Consider the following 18,691-nt stretch of genomic DNA (forward strand, 5'->3'; position numbering starts at 1 on the left):
GATCAATCGTCAGAAATTATTGTCAACCAAAGAAACCACCAACACGACAAACCACATCATGTTGACGGGGCATAACAAACTAATTCGTCGACTATGACACACTGTTGAGTTCTCAAGTATCAGACGCTTCCGTGCTACGGCCCTGGTGGACTTTCGCTCCGGCGCTTGGCCTAACGTTAGCGGACTTTCTTTTCCGGTGCAATTCCGGGCTTTCCCGATCCGCTGGGCCGACTCTTTCCCTCGCGGGCTTTTCCTCGGCCTTCCGAACTTTAGCGGATCTTCCTTCCCGGTGCAATTCCGGGCTATTCCGATTCCGCCTCCGAAATGCTTTTCCCCTTGCGGGCTCTCGCATTCGGCTGGTGAAACTTAGCGGCTTGTCCTCCCCGGTGCAAATCCGGGTTTTCCTGCCGCCTTTCCCCTCCCCGCCCCACCGAGCTGGTCTCGGAGGCCGCTTCAGCGCGCACTCGTCGACCTCGTCGAGAGGTGGGAGAGAGATGGTCGACCCGGGATCGGGAGCCCGGCCTTCTGGCCTTGCTCCCCGGCGTCACCGGGCAACGAGGGAAAACATTAAGGGAGGAGACCCGACGAGGCAAATCGAATCGCTGTGACGGCGCGCACAGTGGCGTTTCCGCAGGTCAGACGCCTTCTGGGGCCTCCTGCAGCGACACTCACGCGACCTCGACGCCCGCGACCTTCTTCTTTCCCCGGCGCAGCACGAGCCAAACCCCGCCCACGAGGTCGTCCGGCCCCGGCACCAGGTCGGGGTCCGTCACCCGCTCGTTGTTCAGGTAGGCACCGCCCTCCCCCACCGTGCGGCGGGCATCGCCCTTGCTCGACGCCAGACCCGTCGACACGAGCAGGTCCACCACGGACGGCACCTCGCCGGCGCTGACCCTGACGCTCCCCGCCTCCCGCAGCGCACCACCGAGGGTGCTCTCGGGGAGTCCCGCCAGGTCGCCTCCGCCGAAGAGGGCCTGCGCCGCCGACTTCGCCGCCTCGGTCTCCGCCTCCCCGTGGACGAGCGTCGTCACGTGGTCGGCCAGCGCCTTCTGCCCGGCGCGGAGGAACGGCTTCTCGCGGGTCTGCTGCGCCAGCTCCTCGATCTCCTCGCGGGAGAGGAACGTGAAGACCTTGAGGAGCTCCTCGACCTTCTCGTCCTCGACGTTGAGCCAGAACTGGTGGAACGCGTACGGCGACAGCATCGACGGGTCCAGCCACAGGGCGCCGCCCTCGGTCTTGCCGTACTTCGTGCCGTCGGACTTGGTCATCAGGGGCGTGGCGATCGCGTGGACCCGCGCGCCCTCGGTGCGGCGGATCAGGTCGACGCCGGCCGTGAGGTTGCCCCACTGGTCCGAGCCGCCGAACTGCAGCGTCACCCCGTGGTCCCGGAAGAGGTTGAGGTAGTCCATCGACTGCAGGAGGACGTAGCTGAACTCGGTGTAGCTGATGCCCGCCTCGAGGCGGGACCGCACCACGTCCCGGGCCAGCATCCGGTTGACCGGGAAGTGCTTGCCGATGTCGCGCAGGAAGTCGATGGTCGAGAGCGAGGCCGTCCAGTCGTAGTTGTTCACCATGGTGGCGGCGTTGGCCCCCTCGAAGTCCAGGAACGGCTCGATCTGGCCGCGGACCCGCTGCACCCACTCCTTGACGGTGTCCAGGGAGTTGAGGCTGCGCTCGCCCGCCTCCTTCGGGTCGCCGATCATCCCGGTCGCGCCCCCCACCAGCGCGTACGGCGTGTGCCCCGCCTGCTGCAGGCGCCGGGCGGTGAGGATCTGGACCAGGTGCCCCATGTGCAGGCTGGGCGCCGTGGGGTCGAAGCCGACGTAGAAGCGGACGGCGCCCTGCCCGAAGGCCTCGCGCAGCGCGTCGAGGTCCGTGGAGTGCGCGATCAGTCCGCGCCACTCGAGCTCGTCCAGGATGTTGTCGGTCGGCACGCCAGGTCCCTCTCGTGTTCGTACGCCGGCACCGTCGCGCCGGCGTGCACCACCTTGCCAGACCGGCCCGTCGTCCCACGCGCCGCCTAGGGTGGTGCGGTGAGCGCAGGCAAGTACGTCAGGGAACGCGAGATCGGTCGCGGCGGCATGGGGACCGTCTGGCTCGGCCGCGACACCGTGCTCGGCCGCGCCGTGGCGATGAAGCGGGTGGGGGTCGTGCCCGGCGGCTCCGCGCCCGACCTCGAGCGGGCGGAGCGGGAGGCCAGGCTGGCAGCCGCCCTGAGCCACCCCCACGTGGTGGCGGTCTTCGACCTCGTGGCGGAGGGCGACGAGCACTGGCTGGTGATGGAGCACGTGCAGGGCGACAGCCTCGCCACCCGGATCCGGCGCGACGGCCCCCTCGACCTCGAGTCCGCGGCCTCGGTGGTCGGCCAGGTCGCCGACGCCCTGAGCGCCGCGCACGACCACGGGATCGTGCACCGCGACGTCAAGCCCTCCAACATCCTGGTCACCGACGAGGGCCAGGCGAAGCTCACCGACTTCGGGATCGCCCGCGCGGAGGCCGACGCGTCCCTGACCCAGACGGGCCTCGTCACGGGCTCCCCCGCCTACCTGTCCCCCGAGGTCGCCTCCGGCTCCTCGGCCACCTCCGCCAGCGACGTGTGGGCCCTCGGCGCCACGCTCTACCACGCGCTCGCCGGCCGGCCGCCGTACGACGTGGGCGACAACGTCCTCGGCGCGCTCTACCAGATCGTGCACGAGGAGCCCCCGCGGCTGGCGGACGCCGGCTGGCTCTCACCCGTCCTCGAGCACACGATGGCGACCGACCCCGGGGACCGCTGGGACGCCGCCCGGGTCCGCGACTTCCTCGGCGACCCCGCGTCCCGCGAGGTCGCGCCCGCTCCGCCCGCCCACCCGGAGGGGCCGGCCGGGACGCCCACCGCGGTCCTGCCCACCGAGCGGACCTCGGCGTTCCCGCCGGTGGCCGGGGGGCCGACCCCCGCCGCGTCCTCGTCGGGCGGCACGGCGGACGGCACGGGCGGCACGGCGGGCGGCACGGCGGGCGGGGCCTCGGCCCAGGCGCCGGCGTCGACCAGCGCCCCCCTCCTCTGGGCGCTCGCCGGAGCCCTGGTGCTGGCCATGGTCGCCGGCGGGTTCTGGCTCGGGCTGCGGGACGGGCGGGACTCGCCCGGCACGGAGTCGGGCGGCTCCCCCTCGGCCGGCTCCGGGTCGTCCAGCGCCCCCGCCGACCCGACGCCGACCCAGAGCCCCTCGTCCACCCCCTCGCCCACCCCCTCGTCCACCCCCTCCCCGAGCCCGTCGGTCCCCGACGCCGCCGCGATGGAGGCCTTCGTGAGCGGCTACCTGGACACCGTCACCACGGACCCGCAGGCCACGTGGCAGCAGCTGACGCCGGCGTTCCAGAGGCGCAGCGGCGGCTTCGACAGCTACAGCGGGTTCTGGAGCACGATCAGCGACGTCACGCTGCTGGACGTCACCGCCGACCCGGAGCGCAGCACCGTGACCTACCGGGTCCGCTACGACCTGGCGGCCGGCGGCCGGACCACCGACACCGTCACCCTGCTGCTCGAGCCCGACGAGGACGGTTTCCAGGTGGCCGGGGAGTCCTGACGCGCGCGGGCCGGACAGGACGTGCGTGAGGTCTCCGGAGGTGGGTACGGACGTGGCCCCCCACCAAGGAGGCAGCATGACGACAGGACAGTTCCCCGGGACCCCGGGCTTCGACAGTCCGGGCCACGAGGAGACCTCCCGCACGGGAGCGGAGGGCTCCACCGACTCCGGGCTCAAGGAACAGGCACAGCAGGTCGCCGGCACCGCCGGCGAGCAGGGCAAGCAGGTCGCCGGCACCGCCAAGGACGAGGCCGGCCACGTGGCCGCCGAGGCCAAGAACCAGTTCAGCACGCTGCTCTCCGAGGCCACCACGCAGGTGGACGACCAGTCGCGCGTCCAGAAGGACCGGCTGGCGGAGACGCTCCGCACGTTCGGCGACGACCTCGGCTCGATGGCCGAGCAGGGAAGCGGCATGGCCGCCGACCTCGCCCAGGAGGTCGCCCAGCGCGCCCGGGACATCTCGTCCCGGCTGCAGGACCGCGATCCCCAGGACCTGCTCGAGGACGTGCGCGGCTTCGCCCGGCGCAAGCCCGGCACCTTCCTGCTCGGCGCCCTGGCGGCCGGCGTGGTCGCGGGCCGGGTGGCGCGCGGCGCGAAGGCGGCCAAGGACGCGGAGTCGGCCGGGTCCACCGGCTACCAGGCCACGGGCACCCACCGGGCCGGTGTGCCGGAGACGGGCTACTCCAGCGGCGTGCCGGCCGACGTGCCGGGCACGGCGTACCCGACGACCGGGGCGACCGGTACGCCGACGTACGGCTCGCCGGGCGTGGCGACGCCTCCCGACGCGGAGTCCGGCCTCGGCCTGCCGCCCACGCCCCCGCCGGCCACCCCGCCGGGACCGGTGACCGGCACCGGCCTCGGCGGTCCGGGGGCGCGGCCATGACGCACCCCGACCTGCCGCCCGCCACGCCCACGCCGCCGCCCACGGGCAGCAGCGCCGCGACGGGGACCACGGACGGGACCCGGTCCTTGGGCGACATCATCGGCGACGTGAGCAGGGACCTCAGCACCCTGGTCCGCCAGGAGATGGACCTCGCGCGCACGGAGATGAAGCAGGAGGTCAGCAAGCTCGGCAAGGGAGCGGGGATGTTCGGAGGGGCCGGCGTGGCCGGTCTCCTCACCCTGATCTTCCTCTCCCTCGCGCTGACCCACCTGCTCGACAACTGGATGCCCGCGGAGCTGGCCGCCCTGATCGTCGGCCTGCTCTGGGCCGCGGTCGCCGCCGTGCTGGCCCTGCGCGGGAAGCAGGAGATCAAGGAAGCCAACCCGGACCTGCCCAACACGCAGGCGAGCCTGAAGGAGGACGTCCAATGGGCGAAGGAACAGAAGAGCTGAGCACCAAGGAGGCCGAGATCGAGCGGACCAGGATGGCGCTCTCGCGCGACCTGGACGAGCTCGGGGACAAGGTCAGCCCGCAGCGCGTCGTGGAGCGCCGCACCCAGGCCGTCAAGGGGCGGCTCGGCTCGTTCCGCGACAAGGTCATGGGCGCCGCGCCCTCGCTCCCCGGCTCCGGCTCGGGCAGCAGCAGCGGCCCGTCGGTCACCGACCGCATGAGCGGCTCCGTCGACAGCGCGCGGGAGTCCCTCGCCGGGACCGCCCACAGCACCGTCGGCACCGTGCAGTCGACGACCACGGGCAACCCGCTGGCGGCCGGCCTGGCCGCCTTCGGCGCCGGCATGGTCATCTCCGCGCTCCTGCCCGCCAGCGAGAAGGAGACCCGGCTCGCGCGGCAGGCCACCGAGGCGGCCAAGGAGCACGGGCAGCCGCTGCTCGAGCATGCCAAGGCGGTGGGCCAGGAGGTCGGCCAGAACCTCAAGGAGACGGCCCAGCAGGCGGCCGAAGAGGTGAAGGCGACCGCCCAGGAGTCGGTCGCCCACGTGAAGGAGGAGGGCCAGACGTCGGCGCAGAAGGTCAAGGACCAGGCGCCCGGCAGCTGAGCACACCAGCCACGGACGGCCGGTCGGGCACGGGCCCGGCCGGCCGTTCGTCTGCCCGCGGCGTAGGGCGGGTGGGGCTCGAACCCACGACCCAAGGATTATGAGTCCTCTGCTCTGACCGGCTGAGCTACCGCCCCTCGTGCGGCGCCGAGCCTATCCTCGGGAGATGGAGCGACGAGAGACGAGTCCCCTGCGCGAGGACTGGGACCGGATGCTGTGCGTGGTCGCGCACCCCGACGACATGGAGTTCGGCGCTGCCGCCGCGGTGGCGCGCTGGACCGGCCAGGGCAAGGACGTCGTCTACTGCATGGTGACCAGCGGCGAGGCGGGCATCGACGGCCTGCCGCCCGAGGACTGCCGCGCGGTGCGGGAGGCCGAGCAGGTGGAGTCGGCCCGCCTGGTCGGCGTCGAGCAGGTGGAGTTCCTCGGCCTGCCCGACGGGGTGCTGGAGTACGGCGTGCCGCTGCGACGCGCGATCGCGGCCGTCGTCCGCCGGCACCAGCCGGAGATCGTGGTCACCGGCAACTTCCGCGACACCTGGGGCGGCCGCAACCTGAACCAGGCCGACCACGTCGCCACGGGCCGGGCCGTCGTCGACGCCGTGCGCGACGCCGGCAACCGCTGGGTCTTCCCCGAGCAGGTCGCCGAGGGCCTGCAGCCCTGGGGCGGCGTGCGCGAAGTGTGGGCCTTCGGCTCGCCCGCGGCGGAGCACGCGGTCGACACCACGGAGACCTTCGACGCCGGTGTCGCCTCGCTCGAGGCGCACCGGGCCTACATCGACGGCCTCGGCTGGGAGGACTGGGACGCCCGGGAGTTCCTCGAGGGGATGGCGAGGCCCGCCGGGCAGTCCCTCGGGGTCACGTTCGCGGCGCCGTTCGAGGTCTTCCTGATGGGATGGGGCGACTGACATCCCTCCCGGCGGCGAGGAGCAGTCCCCGCACGATCAGCCACTGTGCCGCCAAGTAGGTGAGCATCACCCAGAACCCGTGCGCCGGGAGCTCCAGGCCGGCGCCGCCGAGCCCGATCAGGGAGTCGGAGAGCACGAAGAGGGCGGCCCCGGTCGCGGCGCCGCGTCCGACGCGGTGGTCCAGCCACGCCATCGAAGCGAGCGCGACGCCGTACCCCGCCACAGCGGCGACGAACAGGTCCGCGCCGCGGTCGACGAGGAAGAAGAGCAGCAGCCCCGCCCACCACACGACGTACGGCGCCGCGAGGGCGGGTCGTCCGGCCGTCCGGGAGGCGTCGCCCGCGCGACGGAAGGTCAGGGCGTAGGCGACCTGCGCGACGCCGAAGAGCCCCACGCCGACGAGGAACCAGCCGCCAGACCCGAGCAGCGCCACGTCACCGAGCCAGGAGAAGAGGAGCGCGAGGAGGGCGAGCGGTGCCCACGCGGGCCGCCCGGCGCGGCCCAGACCGACCAGGAGCACGACCGCCAGAGCCGGCACGAGGAGGGTCTTGGTGACGTCGGCGAGCTGCTCCTGCCCTACCGCCTGGGCCACGAGGTGGACCGCCGAGACCGCGGCGAAGCCCGCGGCCGGCGCGACGGGGAGGGACGGGGCTTCGGGACGGGCCATGGCGCCGGAGCGTACCGGCGCTGAAGGTCCGCGCACGGTTCACCCGACCTCCGGCGCCGTGACACGGGTCGTTCACCGCGCGCGAGGAGCGTCGGGGCCATGCGAGTCGCCATCGTCACCGAGTCCTTCTTCCCCCAGGTCAACGGCGTCACGAACACCGTGCGCCACACCGTGGACCGGCTCCTCGAGCGCGGGCACGAGGTCCTCGTCGTCGCTCCGGCTCCCGGACTGGCCCGCTACCGCTCGGTGGAGGTCGTGCGGGTCCGCTCCGTGGCGCTCCCGGGCTACCGCACCTTCCCGGTCGGCCTCCCGGACCCCGCGGTGGAGCGCGCGCTGACCCGCTTCCGCCCCGACCTGGTGCACCTCGCCTCCCCCATCGCGCTCGGGGCGGTCGGGCTGCGGGCCGCCGAGCGGCTCGGGGTGCCCACGCTGGCCGTCTACCAGACCGACGTCGCCGGCTTCTCGCGCCGCTACGGGCTGCGGGCCGAGGCGGCGATCGAGCGCTGGGTGGGTCGGCTGCACCGGCGGGCGGACCGCACGCTCGTGCCCTCCTCGGCCTCCCGCACCCAGCTCGAGCGGCTCGGCGTGCCGGACCTGCACCTGTGGCGGCGCGGCGTCTCCCTCGACCTCTTCGGCCCGGAGCAGCGCGACGCCGAGCTGCACGAACGCTGGACCTCCCACGGCCGCGGCCCGGTCGTCGTCGGCTACGTGGGCCGGCTGGCCGCCGAGAAGCAGGTGGGTCGGCTGGCCGAGCTGGCCGACCTACCTGGCACCCGGATGCTGGTGGTGGGTGACGGGCCGGCGAAGGAGTCGCTGCGCCGCCGGCTGCCGCAGGCGCGGTTCACCGGGATGCTGTCGGGCACCGGCCTGGCGAAGGCCTTCGCCTCCCTCGACGTCTTCGTCCACACCGGCGAGGCCGAGACGTTCTGCCAGACCGTCCAGGAGGCCCAGGCGAGCGGGGTCCCTGTGGTCGCCCCGGCGGCGGGAGGCCCCCTCGACCTCGTCGACCACGGTCGCACCGGGCTGCTCCACGACCCTCGCGACCCCGCGTCGCTGCGCCGCACGGTCGAGACCCTGGTCCGCGACCCCGAGCTGAGGGCGGAGCTGGCGTCGGCCGCCCTGGCCGACGTGCGGCGACGCAGCTGGGCCAGCGTGGTCGACGAGCTCGTCGACCGCCACTACGCGACCCTGCTGGGCACGGCCCTGCCGGTCGCCGCCTGAGGTGAGGATCGCCCAGCTCGCCAACTTCGTCGGTCCCTCCTCGGGAGGGATGAAGACGGCGCTCCGCGCGCTCGGGACGGGCTACGTCCGCTCGGGCGCCGCCCGGCTGCTGGTCGTCCCCGGCCACCGCGACCGGCGGTACGAGACCGAGGCCGGCACCGTCGTCCAGCTGCGGGGACCCCGGGTGGGCGGTGGCTACCGGGTCATCGTCGAGCCCCGGCGGGTGGTGGAGGTGCTGCAGGAGTTCGCGCCCACCTCCCTGGAGGTCTCCGACAAGTCCACGATGCTGCCCGTCGCCGCGTGGGCCCGCCAGCACGGAGTCCCCGCCCTGCTGCTCTCGCACGAGCGGCTCGACGCCATGCTCGGGCTCCGCACCGGGTGGCCCTTCTCCTTCGGCGCCTCCACCGCGACGCTCAACCGAGCCCTGGTACGACGCTTCGACGGCGTCGTGGTCACCTCGCGCTTCGCCGCGGCCGAGTTCGACGCTCCCGCGCGCGCTGCCGGCACCCCCGTGCACCGGGTCCCGCTGGGCGTCGACCTCGACACGTTCCGGCCGCCGGCCACGCCCGGGGGCGAAGGCCCCGGGGAACCCGTCCGGCTCGTCCACGCCGGACGGCTGAGCCGCGAGAAGTCCCCCGACCTCGCCGTCGCCACCGCCCTCGCGCTGCACCGGCGCGGCGTCCCCGTGCTCCTCGACGTCTACGGCGACGGCCCCTGGCGCCGCCGGTTGGAGGCGATGGCGGCGGGCGCACCCGTCACCTTCCACGGTCACCTGGCCGGCCGTGGTGCGCTCAGCCGGGCGCTGGCCGCCGCCGACGTGGCGCTGTCGGTCTGCCCGGGCGAGACCTTCGGGCTGGCCGTGCTGGAGGCGCTCGCCTCCGGCACCCCGGTGGTGACCGCCGCGGAGGGCGGGGCCCGCGAGCTCGTCGACGGGGCCTCAGGCGCCTGGGCACCCGCGGACCCGGTGCTCCTCGGCGACGCCGTGCTGCGGGTCCTGGACCGTCCGGTCGCCGCGCGGCGGCGGGCCGCGCGACGACGCGCCGAGCAGTTCAGCTGGTCCCGGAGCGTGCTCTCGATGCTCGACCTGCACGCGGGGCTGGCCGGGGTCGCACCCTCGCGGACCGCCTGACGCGGTCGTCGTCCCGCCGGACCTGGAGGACCTGCAGCACCGACCCCACGGCCACGAGCGCGACCGCGACCGCGATCACCGAGCCGGCCCCCGCCAACGAGGAGTCCAAGGGCGCCACCAGTCCCCCGAGCCACCCCACGTGCAACAGGGCGGAGTCGCCGCGCCGGCCGAGGGCGGTGGCGGCGAGCAGCGGGAGGAACCAGAGCACGTACCAGTGGTGGACCACCGGCGAGAGCACCACCAGCCACAGCACCGCCCAGGCCACCGCGCGGGTCGCCTCGGCCGGGACACCGCGCGGGGTGCGCAGGGCCAGCCATCCGGGCTCGCCCAGGGCCGCCACCGTCGCCGCCGCACGCACCACCGGTACCAGGTCGAGGTCGTCCCCCGGCAGGACCAGACCACCCAGGAGGTTGCCGAGCCGGCCGAGCTGGGTGGGCAGGGAGAGCGGCGTCCGGACCGTGCCGGGCACCCCGAGGGCGTGCAGCCAGCCCACCCCGAGACCGGCCAGCGCCCCCAGCCCGACGAGCGTGCCGACGGCCACGGCCGCGACCCCGGCGAGCCGGCGGAGCAGGGCGGTGGTCGTCGCGTGGCGCCGCACGGTCGCCAGGGCCACGCCGAGTCCCACCAGCGCGGCGGGGAGCTTGACCGCGGCCGCGACGCCGACGAGCACCGCTCCCAGCACCCAGCTCCGCCGCTCCACCGCGACCACGAGGGCGACGCACGCCACGGCGACCATGAGGACGTCGTTGTGCAGCCCGCGACACCGTGGGCCAGCATCAAGGGACTCGGCAGCACCAGCGCGGAGACGAGCGCGGGGTCCCGGTCCGCCCAGCGCGCCATCCGGGGGACCGCCCACGCGAGGAGCAGGACGCCCAGCAGGGCGAGCAGTCGGTGGCCGACGACCAGCGCCCACGGCTCGTGGGTCCACCCCGCCACCCACGACCCCCACACCAGGGGCACGGGCCCGTAAGGGGTGAGGGTGGTCATCCAGCGGGGGTCGACCGCCTCGACGACCGGCCCGTCGAGGATCGAGGGGGTCCACACGTAGGGCGAGACGCCGAGCCGGGTCATCACCCCCTGGGCGGCGTAGCTCCACCCGTCCCGGGAGAACATGGGCGGGGCCAGCAGGAGCGGCAGCGTCCACAGCACCGTGGCTTGGCGCACGGCAAGCAGGCGCACGCCCGGGTCCGGCCCCCGGTCGCGACAGGTCCGCACCAGCGCCAGCCAGGCGGTCGAGGCCAGCGCCAGGCCCAGGACCGCGACGGCGACGCCGAGCATCCGGCCCGCCGTCGTCCCTCGGAGCACCTCGAGCGGACCCGACGTCGCCACCCAGCTCGACCCGGGCACCACCGAGACGACCAGTCCGGCGACCGCGACCAGCGCGTAGCCGAGCACGCCGCGGGCCAGGTGTCCTCGCGCCCCGGGCGTCCTGCCCGCGGTCCCCCCGGTCCCACCGGTCCCACCGATCCACCGTGCGCTCACCCGCCGACCGTAGGACCCGGGCCGGGGCACCGGGTGAGCGCACGGTGAACGCTCGACCACCGGCGGACCAAGCCCCGGGTCCGTCGGCCGCCCGTGGCCCGACGGGCCCCGGCGCGACACCGGGCGGCCACCGGCCCGTCACGTGCCAGTCGCGGGCCCGTCACGGCCCGGTCACGGGGAGCGGCTGAGGTGGTGACCATGCCTCCCGGACCAGACCAGGGGCCCTCCCGACTGCGCCGTGCGGGCGTGCCCCTCGGCTGCGCCCTCGCGCTGCTCGGCGGGACGGCGGTGACCTTCCGCGAGCTGCTGCGCGCCCAGGCGCGGTCGGCCCGCACCGTGATCGGCAAGCCCCTCGGCGAGGAGGCGCCGCGCTCGGACGGCGTCTACAAGAGGAAGTACGGCGACCCCGTCGACCTGCTCCTGCTCGGCGACTCGATCGCCGCCGGCCTGGGTGCGGAGGACCCGCAGCACACGCTGGGCGGGCAGCTGGCGCGCCGACTCGCCCGGCGCACCCGACGCACGGTGCGCCTCCACACGGCGGCGCGCGTCGGCGCCGAGACCTCGATGCTGCGTGCCCAGCTGGCGGACCTGCCCCCGGGCTACCGCCCCGACGTGGCCGTCGTGGTGGTCGGCGGCAACGACGTGACCCACCGGGTCCGGGTGGCGACGTCGCGGGCACAGCTCGGCGAGGCGATCGAGGCACTGCACGGCCTCGGCGCCGGGGTCGTGGTCGGGACCTGCCCCGACCTCGGCACCCTGCGGGCGGTGCCCCAACCGCTGCGGAGCCTGGGCAGCCTCGCCTCCCGACAGCTGGCCCACGCGCAGCGCGAGGTGGCGCTCTCCTCGGGTGCCTGGGCGGTCTCGCTGTCCGACGTGGTCGGTCCGTTCTTCCTCGCCCAGCCGGACGCGATGTTCGCGATCGACCGTTTCCACCCCTCCGAGGCCGGCTACCGGAGGACCGCCAAGGCCCTCCTGCCGAGCGTGGTCGCCGCGCTAGGCCACCACGGGCCGCTCCCGTTCGGCCACCACGTGCCGACCCGCCTGCACGTGGTGGAGGACGAGCGCCGCACGGGGTCGGGCACCTGAGCCAGGTCACGGCGGCGCCAGCAGCTCGGCCGGCACCCACTCCTCCACCAGCGACCAGCGGCCGGGCCGCAGCTCCGCGGCGTACACCACCCTGCCCTCCCAGCGGCCACGCTCGACCTGTCGCCACTCGAGCAGCAGGCCGGGGCGCGCCTGTGGCCCGTCGATCGGGACGGTCACCCAGCAGTGACGGGCCGGGGACTGCGGCGCGGAGGGGTGGGCCGACGTGTCCGTCCCGGCCACGGCGGCGGGAGCCGAAGCGAGCTCGGGGGTCGGGCCGCTCCCGGCCCGCACCCGGTCGCGCAGCGGGATGCCGCTGCCCGTCCCGTACCCGCCGCGCGCCATGGAGCCATTAGAACATGTGTTCGAACCGGTCGCTCCCGGCTCCCCTCACTCGTCGCCGCGGAGCGTGAAGGAGCGCAGCCGGTCGCCGGCCAGCCACACCGCCCCCGTCGCGAGGACCGCGGCCGCCCCGAGGGCGTACCCCAGCCCGACGCCGGGGTCGTAGAGGGCCTCGTCCAGCGCATGGGCCACGTCCCGCCCCCAGGTTCCCAGCGAGACCCACCGGACGCCCGTGAAGAGGTTGCCGAGCAGGCCCTCCCAGAGCAGGACGACCAGCAGTCCGACGACCACCGCGTGCCGGGTGAGCGCCGCCAGGGCCATGAAGAGGCCCGTGTACGCCGTCGCCGCCACCGCGCCGCCCACCCCCCAGGCAAGCGCCTGCTCCGGGTCGGAGGCATCCATGACGAAGGAGCACAGGGTCAGCGGGAGCGCCCCGAGCACCAGCGCGGCGGTCCACGCGACCACGAACTTGCTGAACGCCACGACGTGCCGGTTCACCGGCTTCGCCAGGAGGTGGACGATCGAGCCGTCGTCCACCTCAGGGCCGAGGACGGCCGACGCCGCCAGCAGGGCGACCAGCGGCAGGGCGAGGGTGTAGCCGAGGTTGAGCACCGCCTCCTGCCCGACGCCCTCGCTGGTCAGCAGCCGCATCATCACCGACAGCAGGACCAGCACCACGGGCACCGCGAGCAGCACGAGTCCACGCCGGCGGCCGAGCAGCGCGTGGGAGGCCAGGCGGACGAGCGTGGGGTTCACGGGCGGCCTCCGACGAGGTAGGCGAAGACGCTCTCGAGCGAGTCGTCGGTCGGCACCAGCTCGCGGATCCGCACCTCGTGCTCGCGGGCGAGCCGGGGCAGCCGCACGGCGAAGGTGCCGAAGTCGGCGACCGAGACGTCCAGGCCGCCGCGGGCCCGCAGGGCGACCCCGACCACGGACTCCTCCGCGACCAGCGCGGCGGCGAGCCGGCGGTCGGCGTCGCTCACCACGACGTACTGGACGGGACGGTCGGTCATGAGCCGCCGGATCTGGCCGAAGTCCCCCGACGCGGCGTGCCGGCCGGAGACCACGACCTCGATCTGGCGGGCCACCTGCTCCACCTCCTCGAGGATGTGGGAGCTGAAGAGCACGGTCCGCCCCTCGGCCCCCATCCGGCGCAGCAGGTCCATGAGGTGCATCCGCTGGCGCGGGTCCACCCCGTTGAACGGCTCGTCCAGGAGCAGGACGGCGGGGTCGTGCACCAGGGCCGAGGCGAGCTTGACCCGCTGCCGCATCCCCTTGGAGTAGGTGTCGATGCGCCTGGCCGCCGGCTCCGTCATCTCCACCACCTCGAGCGCGCGCTCGGCGGCCGCACCGGGGTCGGCGAGGCCGTGGAGCTCGGCGCTGGCCCGGACCAGCTGTCGCCCCGTCAGGTAGCCGAAGCCCAGCTCCCGCTCGGGCACCAGCCCCAGGGTCCGGTAGACGTCGGTGTTGCGCCACAGCGGCGCGCCGTCGAGGGTCGCCGTGCCCGCCGACGGGGAGAGGAAGCCGGACATGAGGGCGATCAGCGTCGTCTTCCCGGCTCCGTTGGGCCCCAGCAGCCCGGTGATCCCCGGGCCGATCGACATGCTGACGCCGTTGACGGCCACGACGTTGCCGAACCACCGGGAGACGCCGTCGAGGACCAGGGTGCTCATCGGCCCGCCACCCTGCGGTACCGCACGACGAGACCGGCCAGGCAGGCGGCGGAGAGACCGACGAGGACCAGCACGTAGGCGACCTCCATGCCCACGCCGCTCGGCGGGGTGACCCCGCCGCCCTCCACCCAGGCGTCGAGGAGCCCGCGGTAGAGCGAGTAGGGCGTGAACAGCCCGGCGACCTCACCGACGCCGTCGGCACCCTCGAAGGAGGCCACGCTTTGGACGGCGCTCACGAGGCCGTTGCCGACCAGCAGGACGGCGATCGTGCCGACCACGGCGAAGCCGCGCCGCGTGGAGCAGGCCGCGATCAGCCCGGCCACGCCCGTGAGGGAGAGCGCCAGCAGCAGGGCGAGGACGACCGCGAGGGCGGCGTCCTTGGTCTGCTCCACGACGTCGAGCTCCCCGAGCAGGGCCACGACGTAGAGGATCAGCACCGGGGAGAGCAGGAAGACCAGGGTGGCCAGGAGCAGCGACCCGGCCCGGGCCAGGGCGTAGGTCCCGGCCCGCAGCGGCCGGGCCAGGTAGAGCGTGATGCTGCCGTGGCGCAGGTCCCGGGAGAAGAGGACGGGCGCCTGCGCGGCGACGAAGATGCCGAGCAGCACCTGCGTCGTGGAGGCGTAGCGCGCGTAGCCGATCGGCAGCTCCTCGAGCCCCACGAAGACCAGGATCCCCGCGACGACCACCGCCGGGAGCAGGTTGAAGGCCAGCAGCACGAACGGCAGCACCTTGGACTTGCCGGAACGGCCCAGGCCGAAGGCGTTGCGCAGCCCGGTGACCACCAGGGCCCGGGCGATCGCGCCCTCGCCCAGCCGGGGGCCCTGGTAGGGGCGGTAGCCGAGGTCGTGGATGACGCCGCGCGACGGCGTCCCCGAGGCGGTCACGACGCGGCCCCCCTGGTCCCGAAGACGTCCTCGATGCGGTGGTGGTCGGCCTGCACCCGGACCAGCCCCACCCCGAGGTCGCAGGCGACGTCGCGGACGAGGTCGTGCAGGTCGGGGCGGCCGTGGGCGGCGTCGATGGCGAGCAGCTGGCGTCGCGGGCGCACCACCAGGCCGTGGGAGGCCAGGGCCTCCCCCATGCGGCGCTGGGCGTCCTCGCCGAGCACCTCCACGAGCAGGGCGCCGGTGGCGTCCAGGAAGTCGTCGGTCCGCGAGGCGCGCAGCAGCCGTCCGCCGTCCAGCACCACGACGTGGTCGCTGACCCGCTCGAGCTCGCCGAGCAGGTGGGAGGTGACCAGCACGGCGATGCCGAAGTCCCGGCCGATCCGCTCCACCAGGCCGAGCATCTCGTCCCGGGCCGCGGGGTCCAGACCGTTGGTCGGCTCGTCCAGCAGGACGAGGCGGGGGTCGTGCACCAGAGCCTGGGCCAGCTTGGCCTTCTGCTTCATGCCGGTGGAGTAGGTGCCCATCGGGCGGTAGCGCTCCTCGGCCAGCCCGACGTGGCGGAGCACCTCGGCGGCCCGCTCGCGGGCCGAGACCCGCGGGAGCCCCGACATCATCGCCAGGTGGACCACGAAATCGCTGGCGCTCACGTCGGGCGGGAGGCAGTCGTGCTCGGGAAGGTAGCCGACGGCGGCGCGGACCTCGCGCCCCGCGGTGACCACGTCGTGCCCCAGCACCTCGGCGCGCCCCGCGGTGGGCGCGACCAGGCCGAGCAGCAGCTTGATCAGCGTCGACTTGCCGGCGCCGTTGGCTCCGACGAGGCCGGTGACCCCCGTGCCGATCTCCACGCTCAGCTGCTCCAGCGCCCGGACGGCACCGTAGTGCTTGGTCAGGCCCTCGGTCCGGACCACCGCGGTCGTCGGGCCGGCCGCGGGTGCTGCCGCGGTCACCGCTCCCCGTCCGCGGGCGGGTACGGCGGGGCGGGCCGCGGGGCGCCGGGCTCCGGCCGCGGGTCCGGCGACTCGGCACCGGGACCGGGACCGGGACCGGGACCGGGACCGGGACCGGGACCGCCGGGAGGGGCCTGGCTGTAGGGGGCCTGGCCGTACGGGGTCTGGCCGTACGGGGTCTGGCCGTACGGGGTCTGACCGTGGGGAGTCTGGCCGTAGGGGGTCTCGCGGTAGGCGTCGGCGCCGTACGGCGGCGGCACGGCCTTGGACCGCGCGACCCGGCGCTGGCGCTCCAGGTCGCTGCTGCGGATCGTGTCGACGATGATCGGCGCGAGCCTCGAGTCCAGCGTCATGTGCTCGTAGGCGTCGTGCCGGATCTGCTCCACGAGCCCGTCGAGACGGTGCGCCTCGTGCAGCGCGAGCTGGGTCGACGCCTTCTCCTTGCGGCCGCGGGCGGCCCAGCCCACGGCGAGCCCGACCAGGAACGGCGGGCCCAGGAAGAAGATCGCCAGGAACCCCAAGGCGGCCAGGCCGTCCATCGTCTCTCCCCTCGTGGTGCGGTCGTCGGGCAGACCCTACTGCCCGCGTCAGCGACCGACCCGTACCTTGGCCCGGACGGTGTCGACCGCGACCGGCCGGCCCCGCCAGACCGCGCTGAGCAGGACCGTCGCGCTCCGCCCGGCACGGGCTCCGGGGCGGACGCGCACCACGGCCCGGAGGCGGGTCGCCCCGCCCGCGCGCACGCGAACCTTCAGCCCTCGGGTGGAGCGCACCTTCTTCGTCACGTCGTCCCCGCCGCGCAGCCAGCGCACGGCGACCCCGCGCCCCTCGACCCGGCCCTGCAGCCGGTAGGTGCCGGGGACGTCGTGGGCGTTGGCCACGCGGACCGCGAGGGAGCGGCTGCCCCCGCGAGCGACCCGCAGGCGGACCGTCTGCCCGCGCCCGGCGGCGTCGTGGACGCCGACGCCGGCGTACCGCCCGCCGCCGGACCGCACCTGCGCGTCGGGCCGCTGGTCGCTGGCACCCAGGAGGAGGGTGAGGCGCTCGGGGTCCCCGAGCCGGGCGCCGGTGGAGGCGCGCAGGGCCAGGTGGAGCTTCTCCTGCCCCTCGGGCAGGTCGTCGTCGAGGATCCGCACGGGGAACGTCCGGACCGTCTCCCCGGCTGCGAACTCCAGCGTCCCCGCAGTGACCTCGTAGTCCTGGCCGGCGGTGGCTGACCCGCCCGCGACGGCGTACTCCACCGTGGCGGGCCCGGACCCGGCGAGCAGGCGGACCGGCACGTCGACCACCTGCGCGACCTCGGGCACCGGCCCGCTGGCGCGGTCGAAGGCGACCTCGGGCGCGACCACCCACTCGATCCGCTCCGCCAGCCAGCGGCGGAGGAACTCGACCTCGCCGGCGAAGGAGTCGGCGTGGACGGCGCCCGGCCGGGCGGCGCCCGTCGTGTGCCACCGCGCCCAGTCGGCCTCGGCGGCGGGCTGCACGACGCGGGCCGCGGCGGGCACCTGGGCCACCATCTCGTCGACCAGCGGCCGCAGCTCGAGGAATCGCTCCTTGACCTGGCGGGAGAAGGCCGGGTCCTCCATCATCCGGGCGATCCAGTGCCGTCCGAGACGGGTGTGCCAGCCCTGGGGCGGGATGGCGCCCTCCCACCGGGTGCCGGCGCTCTGGTCGTAGTCCCACGGCGGGCCCATGGCGACGAGCCCGCCCGGGGTCCAGGTCACGTTGACGCTGGAGTAGAAGTTGGAGTCCTGGTTGTGGAAGAGCTCCGCCAGGACGTACCAGTCGACGAACGAGACCACGTCGACGCGCGGGGCGTAGCCACGGACGGGGTCGGCGAACTCCGGGCCGTAGAGCACGTCCTCGAACTCGTTCATCGCCTTCTTGACCTGCCGGCGCTGCTTGCGCTCGAGCTCGTCGGGGTCCTTGAACGAGATGGGGGTCCGCCGCCGGGTGCGGAAGCCGGGGTCACCGCTCGCCCGGAACCGCTGGTCGACCTCGAGGAGGTAGCCGCCCTCGGGCAGCTCGACCCGGCCGACGCCCTGCTCCACCTGCTCGGTGAGGAGGTACAGGCCCGCGGGCTCCCCGTTGAGGACCACGTCGACGAACCGCGTGTCGGGGGTCCAGGGCAGGCGCGTGCGGCGGCCGAGCTGGAAGGCGAGGTGGTTGCGCAGCGCACTGCGGTCCGCGTAGTTGGCCAGGAGCACCCACTCGTCGTGGGCGGGCATCCCGAGCAGGCCGGCGGGCTCGGAGAACTTCACCTTGTAGGGCTTCTTCGGCCACTTCCACGTCGAGTTGCCGCGCCCCTTGATCTCCACGTCGTACGACGTCCCGGCCAGCTGGAGCGTCGCGTCCAGGTAGTCGTCCTTGCTCACCACGGGCGCCGCACCCTCGGTGTCGACCACGAGCTGCGTCGGGGGGGCCGGCACGGCCCAGGTCGCGTCGGCCCGTGCCCCACCGGTGCCGGGGGCGTCGTCGCCCTGCGCCGCGGCCGCCCCCGCGGGCAGCCCCAGGGCGAGGGCCACGGAGGCCACCCAGACTCGTCGTGCCGTGCGCTGCCCGAGCATGTTGCCTCCCTCGACGCCGCAGACCTCATGTCCGCCGGCGATCGGGCAACACACTGCCCCGCGCTGCCCGGTCAAGGCAAACGACACGGCCCGTGGGGACGACCCCGGGACAAGACGAAGGGCCCCCGACCTGCTGGGCAGGTCGGGGGCCCTTCTCCGGCTCCCCCGGTTGGACTCGAACCAACAACCCTCCGGTTAACAGCCGAATGCTCTGCCAGTTGAGCTACAGGGGATCGGCCGCTCTCGCGAGCGGCGCCAGAGAAGACTAGCAAGGAGACTCCGG

General features: G+C 74.4%; 17 protein-coding genes, 2 tRNA genes and 1 pseudogene. 8 read left to right on the plus strand and 12 right to left on the minus strand.

All coding sequences use genetic code 11. From position 1 onward, the window contains the following. Positions 1–668: 668 nt before the first annotated feature. Positions 669–1,934, minus strand: coding sequence for a tyrosine--tRNA ligase (gene tyrS / locus DNK53_RS11320; protein ID WP_110182466.1), 1,266 nt, complete (start codon positions 1,932–1,934; stop codon positions 669–671). Between the two features lie 99 nt (positions 1,935–2,033). Between tyrS and DNK53_RS11325 the strand changes: the two genes are divergently transcribed. The 4 genes from DNK53_RS11325 (at position 2,034) to DNK53_RS11340 (ending at position 5,503) form a co-directional block, all read left to right on the plus strand. Continuing rightward, positions 2,034–3,566 carry a serine/threonine-protein kinase gene (locus DNK53_RS11325; RefSeq protein ID WP_110182467.1) on the plus strand — a complete coding sequence of 511 codons (1,533 nt, stop codon included), beginning with the start codon at positions 2,034–2,036 and terminating at the stop codon, positions 3,564–3,566. Between the two features lie 76 nt (positions 3,567–3,642). Further along, positions 3,643–4,449: a hypothetical protein gene (locus DNK53_RS11330; RefSeq protein ID WP_110182468.1), complete on the plus strand. Its 807-nt coding sequence runs from the start codon at positions 3,643–3,645 to the stop codon at positions 4,447–4,449. Next, on the plus strand, positions 4,446–4,901 hold the full coding sequence (locus DNK53_RS11335; RefSeq protein WP_110182469.1) for a phage holin family protein: 456 nt from the start codon (positions 4,446–4,448) through the stop codon (positions 4,899–4,901). The genes DNK53_RS11330 and DNK53_RS11335 overlap by 4 nt, the downstream gene beginning before the upstream one ends. Continuing rightward, positions 4,877–5,503 carry a DUF3618 domain-containing protein gene (locus DNK53_RS11340; protein WP_110182470.1) on the plus strand — a complete coding sequence of 209 codons (627 nt, stop codon included), beginning with the start codon at positions 4,877–4,879 and terminating at the stop codon, positions 5,501–5,503. The genes DNK53_RS11335 and DNK53_RS11340 overlap by 25 nt, the downstream gene beginning before the upstream one ends. A gap of 63 nt (positions 5,504–5,566) precedes the next feature. On the opposite strand, the gene DNK53_RS11345 is transcribed toward DNK53_RS11340, so the two are convergent. Then, positions 5,567–5,640 (minus strand) — tRNA-Ile (locus DNK53_RS11345). 29 nt (positions 5,641–5,669) lie between these two features. On the opposite strand from DNK53_RS11345, the gene DNK53_RS11350 reads away from it, so the two are divergent. Continuing rightward, the gene (locus DNK53_RS11350) at positions 5,670–6,410 is read left to right on the plus strand and encodes a PIG-L deacetylase family protein (RefSeq protein WP_110182471.1); all 741 of its coding nucleotides are present in this window, start codon (positions 5,670–5,672) and stop codon (positions 6,408–6,410) included. Here the strand turns inward: DNK53_RS11350 and DNK53_RS11355 are convergent. Continuing rightward, positions 6,361–7,077 (minus strand): lysoplasmalogenase, encoded by a 717-nt coding sequence (locus tag DNK53_RS11355; RefSeq protein ID WP_110182472.1) that lies wholly within the window; start codon positions 7,075–7,077, stop codon positions 6,361–6,363. The genes DNK53_RS11350 and DNK53_RS11355 overlap by 50 nt on opposite strands. 99 nt (positions 7,078–7,176) lie before the next feature. On the opposite strand from DNK53_RS11355, the gene DNK53_RS11360 reads away from it, so the two are divergent. Continuing rightward, on the plus strand, positions 7,177–8,298 hold the full coding sequence (locus DNK53_RS11360) for a glycosyltransferase family 4 protein (protein ID WP_110182473.1): 1,122 nt from the start codon (positions 7,177–7,179) through the stop codon (positions 8,296–8,298). A 1-nt stretch (position 8,299) separates the two neighbouring features. Further along, positions 8,300–9,427: a glycosyltransferase gene (locus DNK53_RS11365; protein WP_110182474.1), complete on the plus strand. Its 1,128-nt coding sequence runs from the start codon at positions 8,300–8,302 to the stop codon at positions 9,425–9,427. Here DNK53_RS11365 and mptB read toward each other — a convergent pair. Continuing rightward, positions 9,348–11,029, minus strand: a pseudogene (gene mptB / locus DNK53_RS18550) (polyprenol phosphomannose-dependent alpha 1,6 mannosyltransferase MptB). The gene DNK53_RS11365 and the pseudogene mptB overlap by 80 nt on opposite strands. Before the next feature lie 78 nt (positions 11,030–11,107). Here mptB and DNK53_RS11385 point away from each other — a divergent pair. Beyond that, a complete protein-coding gene (locus DNK53_RS11385; protein ID WP_110183115.1) occupies positions 11,108–11,995 on the plus strand; it encodes an SGNH/GDSL hydrolase family protein in 888 nt (295 codons plus the stop codon). 6 nt (positions 11,996–12,001) lie between these two features. Here the strand turns inward: DNK53_RS11385 and DNK53_RS11390 are convergent, their stop codons facing one another. From DNK53_RS11390 to DNK53_RS11425, 8 genes are all read right to left on the minus strand, one after another. Beyond that, the gene (locus tag DNK53_RS11390) at positions 12,002–12,337 is read right to left on the minus strand and encodes a hypothetical protein (RefSeq protein WP_110182478.1); all 336 of its coding nucleotides are present in this window, start codon (positions 12,335–12,337) and stop codon (positions 12,002–12,004) included. 45 nt (positions 12,338–12,382) lie between these two features. Then, on the minus strand, positions 12,383–13,090 hold the full coding sequence (locus DNK53_RS11395; protein ID WP_110182479.1) for an ABC transporter permease: 708 nt from the start codon (positions 13,088–13,090) through the stop codon (positions 12,383–12,385). Continuing rightward, a complete protein-coding gene (locus tag DNK53_RS11400; protein ID WP_110182480.1) occupies positions 13,087–14,007 on the minus strand; it encodes an ABC transporter ATP-binding protein in 921 nt (306 codons plus the stop codon). The genes DNK53_RS11395 and DNK53_RS11400 overlap by 4 nt, the downstream gene beginning before the upstream one ends. Beyond that, positions 14,004–14,891, minus strand: coding sequence for an ABC transporter permease (locus tag DNK53_RS11405; RefSeq protein WP_110182481.1), 888 nt, complete (start codon positions 14,889–14,891; stop codon positions 14,004–14,006). The genes DNK53_RS11400 and DNK53_RS11405 overlap by 4 nt, the downstream gene beginning before the upstream one ends. After that, the gene (locus tag DNK53_RS11410; RefSeq protein ID WP_204163894.1) at positions 14,888–15,841 is read right to left on the minus strand and encodes an ABC transporter ATP-binding protein; all 954 of its coding nucleotides are present in this window, start codon (positions 15,839–15,841) and stop codon (positions 14,888–14,890) included. Before DNK53_RS11410 ends, DNK53_RS11405 begins: the two co-directional genes overlap by 4 nt. Continuing rightward, positions 15,838–16,380, minus strand: a complete 543-nt coding sequence (locus tag DNK53_RS17540) for a hypothetical protein (protein WP_162599908.1) — start codon at positions 16,378–16,380, stop codon at positions 15,838–15,840. Before DNK53_RS17540 ends, DNK53_RS11410 begins: the two co-directional genes overlap by 4 nt. A 48-nt stretch (positions 16,381–16,428) precedes the next feature. After that, positions 16,429–18,408: a CotH kinase family protein gene (locus DNK53_RS11420; RefSeq protein WP_110182482.1), complete on the minus strand. Its 1,980-nt coding sequence runs from the start codon at positions 18,406–18,408 to the stop codon at positions 16,429–16,431. Positions 18,409–18,568: 160 nt separating this feature from the next. Then, positions 18,569–18,641 (minus strand) — tRNA-Asn (locus DNK53_RS11425). Between the last annotated feature and the right edge of the window lie 50 nt (positions 18,642–18,691).

The sequence above is a fragment of the Nocardioides solisilvae genome (genome assembly GCF_003194625.1).
GTDB lineage: Bacteria > Actinomycetota > Actinomycetes > Propionibacteriales > Nocardioidaceae > Nocardioides > Nocardioides solisilvae.

What these genes read in the sequence shown, in the direction of transcription:
- DNK53_RS11350 (WP_110182471.1), top strand. Translation starts at nt 5,670, where the DNA reads ATGGAGCGACGAGAGACGAGTCCCCTGCGCGAGGACTGGGACCGGATG.
- DNK53_RS11420 (WP_110182482.1), bottom strand. Translation starts at nt 18,408, where the DNA reads ATGCTCGGGCAGCGCACGGCACGACGAGTCTGGGTGGCCTCCGTGGCC.
- DNK53_RS11335 (WP_110182469.1), top strand. Translation starts at nt 4,446, where the DNA reads ATGACGCACCCCGACCTGCCGCCCGCCACGCCCACGCCGCCGCCCACG.
- DNK53_RS11385 (WP_110183115.1), top strand. Translation starts at nt 11,108, where the DNA reads ATGCCTCCCGGACCAGACCAGGGGCCCTCCCGACTGCGCCGTGCGGGC.
- DNK53_RS11400 (WP_110182480.1), bottom strand. Translation starts at nt 14,007, where the DNA reads ATGAGCACCCTGGTCCTCGACGGCGTCTCCCGGTGGTTCGGCAACGTC.
- DNK53_RS17540 (WP_162599908.1), bottom strand. Translation starts at nt 16,380, where the DNA reads ATGGACGGCCTGGCCGCCTTGGGGTTCCTGGCGATCTTCTTCCTGGGC.
- DNK53_RS11355 (WP_110182472.1), bottom strand. Translation starts at nt 7,077, where the DNA reads ATGGCCCGTCCCGAAGCCCCGTCCCTCCCCGTCGCGCCGGCCGCGGGC.
- DNK53_RS11340 (WP_110182470.1), top strand. Translation starts at nt 4,877, where the DNA reads ATGGGCGAAGGAACAGAAGAGCTGAGCACCAAGGAGGCCGAGATCGAG.
- DNK53_RS11360 (WP_110182473.1), top strand. Translation starts at nt 7,177, where the DNA reads ATGCGAGTCGCCATCGTCACCGAGTCCTTCTTCCCCCAGGTCAACGGC.
- DNK53_RS11330 (WP_110182468.1), top strand. Translation starts at nt 3,643, where the DNA reads ATGACGACAGGACAGTTCCCCGGGACCCCGGGCTTCGACAGTCCGGGC.
- DNK53_RS11390 (WP_110182478.1), bottom strand. Translation starts at nt 12,337, where the DNA reads ATGGCGCGCGGCGGGTACGGGACGGGCAGCGGCATCCCGCTGCGCGAC.